The following is a 13351-nucleotide window of genomic DNA, read 5'->3' on the forward strand; positions in this document are numbered from 1 at the left end:
GTCCGCCCGGGCCGACGACGATCCGGTGGGAGGGAACCCCGATGACGCAGGAGACGGTGTCCGTGCACACCGACGACACGGCCGACGCGGACCCCGTGCTCGCGCGCCGCGTGCGCGCCGCCCTGGGCGCGCCCGGCGCGGGGGCGCTGCGGGTGCTGGAGGGCGGCCGCTCGGGGCTGACCTACGTCCTGCACGACGGCCGGTCGGGCCACGTGGTCAAGGCCGTGCCCCCGGGACGGCCGGCGCGGGGCCGCCACGACGTGCTCCGCCAGTCGCACGCGCTCTCGGCACTGGCCGGGTCCGGCCTGCCGGTGCCGGCCGTCACGGCCCGGGAGTCCGACGTGCCCGCGTGGTTCGCCATGGAGCTCGCCGAGGGCGATGCCGTGGAGCCGGTGCTGGACGTGGCGACCGACCTGGAGCCGGACCTGGCGTGGGAGCGCATGGTGCGCGCCGCCCGCGTCCTCGGCGCCCTGCACGCCGTCCCGCTCGCCCGGCTCGCCGAGGGGATCCGGTCCGCGGGCGGGGAGCTGCCCGCGCCCGCGACGCCGCACGACGAGCTGCTGCGCTGGCAGGAGACGATGCACGCGGTGCCCGCGGAGCTCCGCCCGGGCTCGGAGGAGCTCCTCGCCGCCCTGCACGCGGACGTCCCGGGGCCCGTGGCCCCGGTGCTCGTGCACGGCGACTTCCGCCTCGGCAACCTGCTGTGCTCCGGACCCCGGCCCACCGCGCTCGTCGACTGGGAGATCTGGGGCGTCGGGGACCCCCGGGTCGACCTCGGCTGGTTCGGGGTCTTCACCGACGGCGCGCTGTTCCCCGGCGTCGGCCGGGTGGTCCCGGGGCTGCCGTCCGAGGACGAGCTGGAGGAGCTCTACCGCGCCGCCGGCGGGACGGCGCCGCAGACGGCGTGGTTCCGGGCGCTCGCGCGGATGAAGATGGCGGCGATCATGGGGCACAACCTGCGCCGCCACCGCGAGGGTCGCCACCACGACCCGGTGCAGGAGCAGCTGCCGCCGACCATCGCGGCGCTCATCGGCTCGGCGCGGGGCCTGCTCGACGGGTGCGCGTCGTGACCGCGGCGACCCCGGTCGCGTCCCCCGCGGAGCTCTTCGACCTCACCGGCCGGACGGCCGTCGTCACCGGCGCCTCGTCCGGGCTCGGCGCGCGTTTCGCGGCGGTGCTCGCCGCCGCCGGGGCCACGGTGTGGATCGCGGCCCGGCGCGCCGACCGGCTCCGGGAGCTCGCCGCCGCGTGCCCCGCGATGCGTCCCGTCGCCGCGGACCTCGGCACCGAGGACGGCCGCCGGGCGCTGGTCGACGCGGTCCGGGAGGGCTCGGGCACGATCGACGTACTGATCAACAACGCCGGCGTCGACAGCGGCGCGAAGCCCGCCGACGAGACCTCGGAGCGCTTCGCCGAGGTCCTCGGCACCAACCTCGTCGGCCCGTTCCACCTCGCGCGGCTCGCCGCCGAGGTGGCCGGACCGCAGGGACTGGCGGTGGTCAACGTCAGCTCGATCCTCGGGCTGGTGTCGGCCGCGCCGATGGGCGGGGCGAGCTACGCCGCGTCCAAGGCCGGGCTGCTCGGGCTGACCCGCGAGCTGGCCGGCCACTGGGGCCGCCGGGGGGTCCGGGTCAACGCCCTGGCCCCCGGCTGGTTCCGCACCGAGATGAACGCCGAGCTGTTCGACGACGAGCGCTCGGTGCGCTGGATCGGGCGCAACACGATGCTCGGCCGTGCCGGGGAGCCCGCGGAGCTCGACACCGCGCTGCTCGTCCTGTGCTCGCCGGCCAGCAGCTACCTCACCGGACAGATCCTCACCGTCGACGGAGGGTGGACGGCGCGATGACCATCGTCAGCGAGACCGAGCTCGACGCGTTCACCGACCGGGCGCGGGAGTGGCTCGTCGGGACCGTGCCCCGCCGGGTCGAGGACGACCGGCGCTCGGTCGCCGTCTTCCACGACCTGCCGTTCGACGAGGAGCGGGCGCTCATCGACCGCATCCGCGGTTGGCTGCGGACGCGGTTCGACGCCGGCTACGGCGCGCTCTCGTGGCCGGTCGAGCACCACGGCGCGGGGCTCTCGGCGCTGCACGAGGAGGCGTTCGCCGAGGTCGAGCGCGAGTTCGCGACGCCGGGCCAGCACGAGCTGACGTCCGTGTCGACCGCCCTCGTCGCGCCGACGGTGCAGATGTTCGGCACGCCGCAGCAGACCGAGCAGCTCGTGCGGCCGCTGCTGCGCGGGGACGTCACCGCCTGCCAGCTGTTCTCCGAGCCCGCCGCCGGCTCCGACCTCGCCGGGCTCGGGACGCGGGCGGTCCGCGACGGCGACGCCTGGGTCGTCAACGGCCAGAAGGTGTGGAGCTCGGGCGCCCAGTTCGCCGACTGGGGAGAGCTGATCTGCCGGACCGACCCCGACGTGCCCAAGCACGGGGGCCTCACCGCCTTCCTGCTGCGGATGGACACCCCGGGCGTCGACGTCCGGCCGCTGCGCCAGATGTCGGGCGGGACGTCGTTCTGCGAGGTGTTCCTCGACGACGTCCGCATCCCCGACGCCTGGCGCCTCGGCGAGGTCGGCGGCGGCTGGGGCGTCACCCTCGCGACGCTCGGGTTCGAGCGCGGGCACTCCGGCGCGAACGCCGACCTCGGGGGCGGCTTCGCCGACCTCCTCGCCGACGCCCGCCGTTTCGGCCGCACCGCCGACCCCGAGGTGCGGCGGCTGCTGGCCGCGGTGTGGGCGGCGGAGAAGGTCGCCGCCGTCTCGGCGCAGCGCGACCGCGAGGCGCGCCTCGCCGGCGCGCCCGACGGCGCCATGGGGTCGCTGCGCAAGCTCGCCTGGACCGAGCGGCTCGCGCTGGTGTCCCGGGCCGCCGCGGCGATCCTCGGCACCCGGCTGGTCGCCGACGCCGGCGACGGCAGCCACCGCTGGACCGAGCACGTGCTGGGCGCCCCGGGCTACCGGATCGCCGGCGGGTCGGACGAGGTCCAGCGCACGATCATCGCGGAGCGCCTGCTGGGGCTGCCGCCGGAACCCCGCGCCGACCGCGGGGTCGCCTGGAAGGACATTCCCAAGTGACGACATCAGTGGTCGACGCCGTCGCGGCCGCCCGGCCAGACCCGCAGCCGATGGCCGGGCGCACCGCCCTGGTCACCGGCGGCTCCCGCGGCCTGGGCCGGGAGATCGCGGTCGCGCTGGCCGCGGCGGGCGCCGACGTCGCGGTCGCGTCGCGCAAGAAGGACGCGTGCGTCGCGCTCGCGACGGAGCTCTCGGCCGTGACGGGACGCCGCGTGACGGCGCACGCCGCGCACATGGGCCACTGGGACGAGGTCGACGCCCTGCTCGACGAGGTCGAGGCGGAGCTCGGGCCGGTCGACGTGCTGGTGAACAACGCCGGGATCGCCCCGACCTACCCGTCGCTGGAGAAGGTCTCCGAGGAGCTGCTCGACAAGGTCTTCGCCGTGAACGTGAAGGGCCCCTTCCGGCTCACCGCGCTCGCCGGGGCCCGGATGGCCCAGCGGCGCGGCGGGGTCGTCCTCAACATCTCCTCGATGGGGTCCGGCCGGCCGACGGCGGGCGACCTGCCCTACACCGCCGCCAAGTCGGCGCTGAACACGCTGACCGCGGGCTTCGCGCAGGAGTACGGACCCTCGGTGCGGGTCAACACGATCCTCGCCGGGCCGTTCGCCACCGACATCAGCCGGTCGTGGGACCCGGCCGCGGTGGCGCGGATGGCGCAGGACTGGCCGCTGCAGCGCGTGGGGGAGCCGGCCGAGATCGTCGGGGCGGCGCTGTACCTGTGCGGGCCGGGCGCGAGCTACACCACCGGCGCGCTCCTGGCCGTCGACGGCGGACGGCTGGCCGCGCCGTGAGCGCGCCGGAGCTGGACCGCAGGTTCGTCGACCCGTCGCTGCTCACCGACACCCCGGACGGCCCCGCGCTGCTGGGCAGCCGGTGCGCCGACTGCGGCGCGCACACCTTCCCCCGCCAGGATGGCTGCCCCCGCTGTACGGGCGCGGAGATGGAGGACGTCCCGCTCTCGCGGACCGGGACGCTCTGGTCCTGGACGACGCAGGGCTTCCGGCCGAAGCCGCCCTACACCGGCACCGAGGCCCACGAGCCCTACGCCGTGGGCTACGTGGAGCTCCCCGGGCAGCTGCTCGTGGAGTCCCGCCTGACCGGGGCCGACCCGGACGCCCTGGAGATCGGCATGCCGGTCGAACTCGCGCTCGTCCCCTTCCGGGACGACCCGGACGGCGGACCGGTCCACACCTTCGCGTTCGTGAGGAGCACGCCGTGAGCGGGGTCGCCATCGTCGGGATCGGCATGCACCGCTTCGGCCGCACCGAGGGGGTGTCCGGGCGCGCGCAGGCCGTGCACGCCGCGCGTCGGGCGCTCGACGACGCCGGGCTCCGGTTCTCCGACGTGCAGTTCGGCTTCGGTGGGTCGTACTCCGCCGGCGACGCCGACACCCTGGTCTCGGAGCTCGGCCTCACCGGGATGCCGTTCATCAACGTGTTCAACGGGTGCGCGACCGGCGGCTCCGCCCTCATCGCCGCGGACGCCGCCATCCGCTCCGGGTCGCACGACCTCGGCATCGTCATCGGCTTCGACAAGCACCCCCGCGGGGCGTTCGACGCCGACCCCGCCGACCACGGGCTCGGCTCCTGGTACGGCGAGACCGGGTTGATGGTCACGACGCAGTTCTTCGGCATGAAGATCCAGCGCTACCTGCACGACCACGGCATGAAGCCCGACGTGCTGGCCGAGGTCGCCGCCAAGGCCTTCCGCAACGGCGCCCGCAACCCGATGGCGTGGCGGCGGGCGGAGATGGACGCCGCCGAGATCGCCGCCGCGCCGATGATCTCCCACCCCCTGACGCAGTACATGTACTGCTCGCCCGGCGAGGGCGCGGTCGCGCTCGTGCTGTGCCGCGCCGAGGACGCCCACCGCTACACCGACCGGCCGGTGTTCCTGGCCGCCGCGACCCTGCGCAGCCGCCGCTACGGGTCGTTCGAGGTCTACTCGCCGTGGCTCGCCCTGGGCCGCGCGCCCTCGCCGACGGTCGACGCCGCGGCCGCGGCCTTCGCGGCCGCCGGCATCAGCCCGTCCGACGTCGACGTCGCGCAGCTGCAGGACACCGAGTCCGGCGCCGAGCTGATGCACATGGCCGAGACCGGGCTCTGCGACCACGGCGAGCAGGAGGAGCTGATCCTCTCCGGGGCCACCGCGATCGAGGGCCGCCTGCCGGTCAACACCGACGGCGGCTGCCTGGCCAACGGCGAGCCGATCGGCGCCTCGGGCCTGCGGCAGGTTCACGAGAACGTGCTCCAGCTGCGCGGCGACGCCGGCGAGCACCAGGTCCCGGGCGACCCGCAGGTCGGGTTCACCCACGTCTACGGCGCGCCGGGCATCTCGGCCTGCACCGTGCTGACCCGCGAGGAGCGGTCATGAGCTGGGGATTCGAGTCCGAGCCCGAGGTGGCCCGGGAGCTGGAGTGGGTCGAGGAGTTCGTCCGCGAGGAGATCGAACCCGTCGACCTGGTCGTCGAGCACGCCTGGAACCCGCGGGACCCGGTGCGCAACGCGCTGATCCGCCCGCTGCAGGAGAAGGTGAAGGAGCGGCGGCTCTGGGCCTGCCACCTCGGCCCGGAGCTGGGCGGCGAGGGCTACGGCCAGCTGCGTCTCGCGCTGCTCAACGAGAAGCTCGGCCGCACCCACTCCGGCCCGGTCGTCTTCGGCTGCCAGGCCCCGGACTCCGGGAACGCCGAGATCCTCGCCCACTACGGCACCGATCACCTCAAGAAGGCCTACCTCGAGCCGCTGATCGCGGGGGACATCGTCTCCTGCTTCTCGATGACCGAGCCGCACGGCGGCTCCGACCCGACCGGCTTCCGCACCACCGCCGTCCTCGACGGTGACGAGTGGGTCATCAACGGCGAGAAGTGGTTCTCCTCGCACGCGCTGTTCGCGGAGTTCCTCATCGTCATGGCGGTCACCGAGCCGGACGCGGAACCGCACCGCTCCATGTCGATGTTCGTCGTCCCCGCGGACACCCCCGGTGTCGAGCGCGTCCGGGACGTCTCGGTGTGGGGCCACGACGAGCCGGTCGGCACCCACCAGTACCTGCGCTACACCGACGTCCGCGTCCCCGCCGAGAACATCCTCGGCGAGCGCGGCGAGGCCTTCGCCGTCGCCCAGACCCGCCTCGGCGGCGGGCGCATCCACCACGCGATGCGCACGGTCGGCCTGGTCACCTCGGCCTTCGAGATGATGAAGCGCCGGGCGGTCTCGCGGACGACGAAGGGGCGCCGGCTCGCCGACCAGCAGCTGGTCCAGGAGATGATCGCCGACACCTGGATCCAGCTCGAGCAGTTCCGCCTGCTGGTGCTGCAGACCGCGTGGCGCATCGACCGGTACCAGGACTACCGCGCGGTCCGCGCCGACATCTCCGCGGTCAAGGCGGCGATGCCGAAGGTGCTCTCGGACGCCGCCGGGCGCGCGATCCAGATCCACGGGTCGCTGGGCATCTCGAAGGAGCTGCCCTTCGGCAAGTGGGTCCTCGAGTCCTTCCACATGGGGCTCGCCGACGGCGCCACCGAGGTCCACAAGGTGAACCTGGCCCAGGCCCTGCTGCGCGGGACCGAGCCCGACGACGGGCTCTTCCCGCCCTACATCCTGCCCACCCGCCGCGCCGAGTCCCGGGCCCGCTACGCCGAGGTCCTGGCCGCGGCGGCCGACGACGGGGAGACCCCGTGAGCCTGCGCATCACCCCCGACGCCGACGCCGAGGACCTGCGGTCCGTGGTCCGGGACTTCCTGGAGCGCCGGACCGAGCCCGCCCGCGACCCCGACACGACGTGGGACCGCGACCTCTGGCGCCGGTTCGCCGCCGAGCTCGGAGTGGCCGCGCTCGACGTGCCCGAGGAGCTCGGCGGGGCCGGCGCGAGCTTCCGCGAGGTCGCGGTGGTCGCCGAGGAGCTGGGCCGCCGGCCGGTCCGGCTGCCGTGGTTCTCCACCGCCGTCCTCGCCGTCGGCGCCCTGCTGGAGCTCTCCGGCACCGACCAGCTGCGCCGCGAGCTGCTCGCGGACCTGGCGAGCGGCGAGCGGACCGGTGCGTTCGCGTTCCGCGAGGACCACGGCGAGTGGGACCCCGACCACCTCGGCACCCGCGCGGAGGGCGACGAGGACGGCGGGTGGCGCCTGAGCGGCACGAAGCTCCAGGTGGTCGAGGGCGCGACGGCGGACCTGCTGCTCGTGGTCGCGGCCGTCGAGGGCGAGCCGGCGGTGTTCGCCGTCGACGGCGCCGCCGAGGGGCTGGTCCGCTCGCCGCTGCGGGCGCTGGACCCGAACCGCCAGCTGGCCGACGTGCTGCTCGACGGGGTCCCCGCGCGGCGGCTCGGTCGCCCCGGCGACGCCCGCGACGTCGTCGCCCGCGTGCTCGAGCGCGGCCGGGCCGCGCTCGCGTGCGAGCAGACCGGCGGTGCCGCGGCGGCGATGGAGCTCTCCGTCGCGTACGCCGCGCAGCGGGTCCAGTTCGGCCGCCCGATCGCGACGTTCCAGGCGATCAAGCACCGGTGCGCCGACATGGCGGTGCGGGTGGAGGCGGCGCGGTCGGCGTCGTGGTGGGCGGCGGCCGCCCTCGCCGAGGCGTCGCCGGAGGCGCCCGCCGCGGTGGCGACGGCCGCCCTGACCTGCGGCGAGGCGTACTCGTGGGTGGCGGCCGAGACCGTCCAGGTGCACGGGGGCATCGGGTTCACGTGGGAGCACGTCGCCCACCTGCACGTCCGGCGGGCGGCCACCGACGCCGTCCTGCTGGGCGCCGCGCACGGCGAGGCCCTGCTGGCCGCGATCGGCGTCGCGCGCACATGAACCCGGTTCAGGCGCTGGCTAGGGTGGGTGGGACCCATCGGCCGAGAGAGGCGCCCATGAGCATCGAGGCACTCACCGAGATCGACGACGGCCCGCGGTCGAAGCGGCCCGCCATCCTGGCGGCCGCCGTGGAGTGCTTCGGCGAGGCCGGGTACGAGGGCACGAAGTGGTCGGCGGTGGCGAGTCGTGTGGGGATCGGCCAGACCGCGCTATACCACTACTTCGAGTCCAAGGCCCACTGCCTGCTGACCGTCATGCGCCTGGGCCTGCGCAACTCGGACGCCGCGTTCCACGCGGCCACGGCCGACGCGCCGACGGCGCTCGCCGGCCTGCGGGCCGCGGTGGGGGCGGCGTACGCGCTCTCGCCGCAGGAGGTCCAGCAGAACCGGATCCTCGTCGCGAACATCGGCCTGCTCGCCACCGAGCGGGCCTCCGAGCGCGAGGAGAAGGAGCGGCTCGCCTCCCGCGACCTCGTCGCCCGGGTCGAGCGCAACTGGGTGGAGCTGCTGCGGCGCGGCATCGCCGAGGGCGAGTTCCCGGACCGCGATCCCGTGGTCATGGCGCGCAGCCTCCTGGGGCTGATCACCGGTGTATGGCGCTGGTACCGGCCGGACGGGGCGCTCGACCTCGACGACATCGCGCACTTCATGGAGGGCTGCGCGGCCCGCATGGTCGCCGCCGACGAGCCGTGACCCGTCGAGGAGGACGGCAGATGATCATCGAGAAGTACTACGGACGGCTGGACGGGGCGGATCCGCTCAGCGGGCTCGACCTGGTCGCCCCGGACGTCGAGTTCCTCATCGCGATCCCGGGGCAGGACGTGCGGGGCTCCGGTCGCGCCGACCTCGAGGCCTACGTGGCGGGCCGGCCCGCCGTGGGCCGTCGCCACGTCGTCCACCGGCGCGCGGTGGACGGCGACCTCGAGATGGTGCACGGCGTCGTGACCGAGGCCGACGGCCGCGGGACCGGGTCGTTCACGGCGACGGCCCTCGTCACCGACGGGCTGGTCTCGCGCTACCAGGCGTTCTTCCGGCCCGACTTCGGCATGTTCGACCTCCCGGTGGGGGGCTGACGTGGACGCCGACGAGGTCCTCACGACCACCCGGGCGGTCCGGCGCCGCCTCGACACCGGCCGGCCCGTCCCGCTCGAGACGATCCGGGAGTGCGTCGACGTGGCGCTCCAGGCGCCGGCCGGGTCCAACCTGCCCCGAACCCGCTTCGTCGTCGTCCGGGACCCGGCGCTGCGGGCCGGGCTGGCCGACCTCTACACCGCGGTCTACGAGGGGACCTACCGCGAGTCGGAGGGCTACATCGGACGGGTGTCCACCGGGGACGCCGGGGCGGCCCGCACGCAGGAACGCACGACCCGCTCCGCCGACGCGCTCGCGAACGCCCTGCACGAGGTCGACACCATCGTCATCGCCTGCCTGGAGGGTGCCCGCCTCGACGGGGTCTCGGCGATGGCCAGCGCGTCGCTGCTCGGGGGCGTGCTGCCGGCGACGTGGAGCTTCATGCTGGCCGCCCGGGCCCGGGGCCTGGGCACGTGCTGGACGACGATGCACCTCGCCCGGGAGCGCGAGGCCGCCGACCTGCTGGGGATCCCGTACGACCGCGTGCAGCAGGTCTGCCTCACGCCGGTGGCCCACACGGTGGGGGAGCGGTTCGGCCGGGCCCGCCGGCCGGCCGTCGACGACGTCCTGCACGTCGACGGGTGGGACGCGAGCCTGCCGAGCGCGCCGGACGTCCGGGGCCTGGCGGCCCGCTGACCCTTGCCGCGGAGGGCCGCGCTCCCTACTCTCGATTCAACCAAACTGAACTCATATCAGGAGTTGTCGTGATCGACGCCGATCCGGCCGCGCCCGCGGCCCCCTTCCTGCGGCGCTGGTTCGCCAGCCTCGACGGGGACTCGCCGGACGACATCCTCGACATGATCGCGCCCGACTTCCGCTTCTCCATCGTCTTCGGCACCGGCGGCGGCGACGCGCGCGACTTCGCGGGCGGGCGCGCGGCGATGGAGGGCTACCTCGCCCAGCGCGAGAAGGGCGTGCTGACCCACCACGTGCTCAGCGCCTCCACGGTGGCCCGCGACGAGCTCGTCCTCGGGCAGGCCCGCCGGGGCGGCGCGTTCGAGTCGACGTTCGTCGCCGCTGCCCGCCTGGGCGCCGACGGGCGGGTCACCGATCTCATGATCGGCCGCTCGCCCGAGCTCGACGTCGAAGCCCGCTGACCCCGCCCTCGCCCGAGGAGGCCCCGTGTTCAACCTCGTCCTGCTGGCCGCGCGCCCGCCCGAGTGGACCCACGAGCAGTTCATCGACTGGTGGCGCGGCGAGCACGCCGAGATGACCTACCCCCTGCCCGGCCTCCGGGCGTGGCGGCACACGGCGGTGTCGAGCGCGCTCGAGCCCCGCTCCGAGGGGTGGGACGGTCTGTCCGTGCTCAGCTTCGACGACGAGGCCGCGGCCCGCGCGGCGCTCGAGAGCGAGGAGTGGGCCGCGGCCGTGCGCCACGTGGGCGCGATGCGGGGTAAGCGGATCGCCCTGCTCGGTGACGAGCGCGAGATGCTCGGGGCCGACCGGTGAGACAGCTCCTCGCGGACCTCGAGCGCCGCGCCGCCGCCGCGCCCGGCGACGTCGTCGCGATCGACGCGGACGGGTCGCACCGGCTCGCGGACGTCCTGGCGCGGGCGGGCGAGCTGGCGACCGCGGTCGAGGCGCGGACCGGGCCGCGACCGACGCTCATGGTCCAGGCCGACAACTCGTGGCGCACGCTCGTCGCGGCCCTCGCCGTCGGACGGCTCGACGGCACGCTGGGCCTGCTCAGTCGGCACACCACCGCGCAGGAGTTCGCCGGCGCGTGCGAGGACGTCGACCCGGACGCCGTCCTGGTCGCCCCCGGCCTCGCCGACGACCTGGACCTGCGGCGACACCGGCCGGTCGAGGGCGAGGCCCTCGACGGCTGGCGCCTCGCGGCCCGTCCGGCCCGGTCGGCAGAGCGGTGGCGTGGCGGTGCCGTCATCGGCCTGACGTCGGGGTCCACGGGCCGGGCCAAGGGCGTCGTCCAGTCGGAGGCCGCGCTGCGCTACGCCGGGCGGGCCACCATCGAGGCGGTCGGGCTGCGCCCCGGCGACACCGTCGCCGCGCTCGTGCCGCTGTCCTCGGCCGCCGCCGTCTGCTTCGGGCTCTACCTCCCGCTCCTGCTCGGCGGCCGGGTCCTGCTCCTCGACCGGTGGGACCCCCGGGACGCGGTGGAGCTCATGGCCGAGCACGACGCGCGCTGGACGATGTGCGTGCCGACGATGGCGCTGCAGATGGGTGCCGCCGCGCCCCATGGCGGCGACCTGCACGCGATGACGGCGATGACCATCGGCGGCGGCCCGATGGACGCCGGGGCACTCGGACGGGCCGAGGAACGGCTCGGGACCCGGCTCCTGCGGGTCTTCGGCATGTCCGAGTGCCTCGGCCACACGACCTCGCGGCCCGGGGACGACCCGGTGACGCGGCTGGGCACCGACGGCACGCCCTTCCCCGGCACCGAGCTGCGCGCCGTCGACGAGGACGGGGCCCCACTTGCCGCCGGGATGCCCGGCCGCGCGCAGGTCCGCGGGCCGTCGTTGTTCCTCGGCTACGCCCGCGACGGCGAGGTCGTGCCGCCCGCCCTCACCGCGGACGGTTTCCTGCCGACCGGCGACCTCGTCGAGGTCGCGCCCGACGGGACCGCGTCCATCCGCGGCCGCGAGAAGGACATCATCATCCGCGGCGGCCGCAACATCGACATCACCGAGGTCGAGTCCGCCGTCGCGCGCCACCCGCACGTCGACCAGGTCTGCGTGGTCCCGGTGCCCGACGAGGTCCTCGGCGAGCGGGTCGCGGTCCTGCTCGTCACGTCGCGGGACGACCTGGACCTGCCCGAGATCCAGCGCCACCTCGGCGAGCTCGGGCTCACCAAGGGGAAGTGGCCCGAGTACGCGTTCCGGGTCGAGGGACTGCCGCAGAACCGCGTCGGCAAGCTGTCGCGGGCCGACGCCGCGCGGCTCGCCCGCGACCTGCGGGAGGGGGCGCGGGCCTGATGGGCGTGCCGACCGACGACCTGGCCGGCACGGGCGTGGGTCGCTCGGGGCGCGACGACCTCGTCCCGCACGACGCGGCGGGCCGGGCGGCGTGGTGCGGGGCCCTCGGGCTGCAGGCCGTCGTCTGGGGCACGCCCGCGGTGCTGCAGTACGCGCAGATGTCCGAGCAGGTCCTCGCGCCCGGGGCCCCGGGCCGGCTCGCGACCTTCGCCCACGAGCGGACGCCGGCCGGGCCGGACTTCGCGGGGTTCCGCGCCCCGAACGTCGACACCCTCTACTCGAACGCCTGGCTCGACCTCCGTGCCGGGCCGGCCGAGCTGCACCTCCCGGCCTTCGGCGATCGCTACGCCACCGTCCAGGTCGTCGACGCCCACAGCAACGCGGGCAACATCAGCCGGCGGACCGTCGGGGACGACCGGCGCTTCTGGCTCGTCCCGGCGCGGTGGCGCGGCGAGGCGCCCGCGGGGGTGACGGTGGTGCCGGTCGGCACCGACATCGTCTGGCTCCTGCTGCGGATCCAGGTCCTCGGGGACGATCTGGCCGCGGTGCACCGGCTGCAGGACGCGGTGACCCTCACCGGTGCCCGCTCGCTCGACGACCCGGTGCCGATCGTCGGGGCCGACGAGGTCGAGGAGGACTGGCGCGCCTTCTACCGCGGCCTCGACGCGGTCCTGCGGCTCAACGGCGTCCCCGCGGACGAGTGGGCGCACGTCCGCCAGTTCCGCGCCCTCGGCCTGCTCGGCCCGGAGCCGTGGGACGAGGCGGCCCTCGACGAGGTGACCGCGGGCGCCCTGCAGGACTCCTTCGCGCGGGCTCAGAGCCTGCTGCGCGCCGGCCGCCCGCTGCTCGGCACGCCCACCGGGACGGGCTGGACGAGGGTCCGCGACAAGGGCGCCCACGGCCACAACGTGCTGGCGCGCGCGGTGATGAACCACGTCGGGCTGGGGGCCAACGTCGCGGAGGAGAACACCTCGTTCAACACCCACGTCGACGCCGACGGGGTCGGCCTCGCCGGCGCGCGGGCTCCCTACCGCCTGGTCCTCCCCACGCCGCCGCCGGCCCGCGCGTTCTGGAGCGTCACCCTCTACCACGTCGAGACCGGGCGGCTGTACGCCGATCCGCAGGGGCGGCACAGCCTCGGTGGCGCCGCCGCCGACCCCGGGGACGACTCGGGACCGGTCGAGATGGTCATCGCCCACGAGGACACCGGCGCGACCTCCTGGCTGCCCTGCCCGCAGGGCGCGTTCTACCTGATCCTGCGGATCTACTCGCCGGGCGCCGCGGTCGTCGACGGCTCCTGGGTGCCGCCCGGCGTCGCCGCCGCCGCGCCCCCCGTCCCGGCGTCCTGACCCGGCGCGGCGCCGTCGACCCTTGGCGAGGACGCCCTACCAACCGTATGGTTGGTGAGCCAGCACAGGAGG

The 13351-nt window shown here is 75.5% G+C and carries 15 protein-coding genes; all 15 read left to right on the top strand.

Going from position 1 to position 13351, the window contains the following annotated elements; genetic code table 11:
* The first annotated feature begins 41 nt into the window (after positions 1-41).
* The 15 genes from ABD994_RS12635 to ABD994_RS12705 all read left to right on the top strand — a co-directional run bounded on the left by ABD994_RS12635 (position 42) and on the right by ABD994_RS12705 (position 13279).
* Positions 42-1070, top strand: coding sequence for a phosphotransferase family protein (locus tag ABD994_RS12635; RefSeq protein ID WP_345414771.1), 1029 nt, complete (start codon positions 42-44; stop codon positions 1068-1070).
* Positions 1067-1846 (top strand): SDR family NAD(P)-dependent oxidoreductase, encoded by a 780-nt coding sequence (locus tag ABD994_RS12640; RefSeq protein ID WP_345414773.1) that lies wholly within the window; start codon positions 1067-1069, stop codon positions 1844-1846. The genes ABD994_RS12635 and ABD994_RS12640 overlap by 4 nt, the downstream gene beginning before the upstream one ends.
* Positions 1843-3072 (top strand): acyl-CoA dehydrogenase family protein, encoded by a 1230-nt coding sequence (locus ABD994_RS12645; protein WP_345414774.1) that lies wholly within the window; start codon positions 1843-1845, stop codon positions 3070-3072. Before ABD994_RS12640 ends, ABD994_RS12645 begins: the two co-directional genes overlap by 4 nt.
* Positions 3069-3866 carry an SDR family NAD(P)-dependent oxidoreductase gene (locus ABD994_RS12650; protein ID WP_345414775.1) on the top strand — a complete coding sequence of 266 codons (798 nt, stop codon included), beginning with the start codon at positions 3069-3071 and terminating at the stop codon, positions 3864-3866. The genes ABD994_RS12645 and ABD994_RS12650 overlap by 4 nt, the downstream gene beginning before the upstream one ends.
* Positions 3863-4294: a Zn-ribbon domain-containing OB-fold protein gene (locus ABD994_RS12655; RefSeq protein ID WP_345414777.1), complete on the top strand. Its 432-nt coding sequence runs from the start codon at positions 3863-3865 to the stop codon at positions 4292-4294. The genes ABD994_RS12650 and ABD994_RS12655 overlap by 4 nt, the downstream gene beginning before the upstream one ends.
* Entirely contained in the window at positions 4291-5448 is a 1158-nt protein-coding gene (locus ABD994_RS12660; protein WP_345414779.1) for a thiolase family protein, read from the top strand. The genes ABD994_RS12655 and ABD994_RS12660 overlap by 4 nt, the downstream gene beginning before the upstream one ends.
* Positions 5445-6752, top strand: a complete 1308-nt coding sequence (locus ABD994_RS12665; protein ID WP_345414781.1) for an acyl-CoA dehydrogenase family protein — start codon at positions 5445-5447, stop codon at positions 6750-6752. Before ABD994_RS12660 ends, ABD994_RS12665 begins: the two co-directional genes overlap by 4 nt.
* Complete coding sequence (locus ABD994_RS12670; RefSeq protein WP_345414783.1) at positions 6749-7864, top strand: acyl-CoA dehydrogenase family protein; 1116 nt, start codon at positions 6749-6751, stop codon at positions 7862-7864. The genes ABD994_RS12665 and ABD994_RS12670 overlap by 4 nt, the downstream gene beginning before the upstream one ends.
* Before the next feature lie 56 nt (positions 7865-7920).
* Entirely contained in the window at positions 7921-8556 is a 636-nt protein-coding gene (locus ABD994_RS12675; protein WP_345414785.1) for a TetR/AcrR family transcriptional regulator, read from the top strand.
* A gap of 20 nt (positions 8557-8576) precedes the next feature.
* A complete protein-coding gene (locus tag ABD994_RS12680; protein WP_345414787.1) occupies positions 8577-8936 on the top strand; it encodes a nuclear transport factor 2 family protein in 360 nt (119 codons plus the stop codon).
* Position 8937: 1 nt separating this feature from the next.
* Positions 8938-9630, top strand: a complete 693-nt coding sequence (locus tag ABD994_RS12685; RefSeq protein WP_345414789.1) for a nitroreductase family protein — start codon at positions 8938-8940, stop codon at positions 9628-9630.
* 68 nt (positions 9631-9698) lie between these two features.
* Positions 9699-10091: a hypothetical protein gene (locus ABD994_RS12690; protein ID WP_345414791.1), complete on the top strand. Its 393-nt coding sequence runs from the start codon at positions 9699-9701 to the stop codon at positions 10089-10091.
* Between the two features lie 25 nt (positions 10092-10116).
* Positions 10117-10443, top strand: a complete 327-nt coding sequence (locus tag ABD994_RS12695) for an EthD domain-containing protein (RefSeq protein WP_345414793.1) — start codon at positions 10117-10119, stop codon at positions 10441-10443.
* Positions 10440-11930 (top strand): class I adenylate-forming enzyme family protein, encoded by a 1491-nt coding sequence (locus ABD994_RS12700; protein WP_345414795.1) that lies wholly within the window; start codon positions 10440-10442, stop codon positions 11928-11930. Before ABD994_RS12695 ends, ABD994_RS12700 begins: the two co-directional genes overlap by 4 nt.
* Complete coding sequence (locus ABD994_RS12705; RefSeq protein WP_345414797.1) at positions 11930-13279, top strand: DUF1254 domain-containing protein; 1350 nt, start codon at positions 11930-11932, stop codon at positions 13277-13279. Before ABD994_RS12700 ends, ABD994_RS12705 begins: the two co-directional genes overlap by 1 nt.
* The last annotated feature ends 72 nt before the right edge of the window (positions 13280-13351 follow it).

This window comes from Actinomycetospora chlora (assembly GCF_039542135.1).
In the GTDB taxonomy this organism is placed as follows: Bacteria; Actinomycetota; Actinomycetes; order Mycobacteriales; family Pseudonocardiaceae; genus Actinomycetospora; species Actinomycetospora chlora.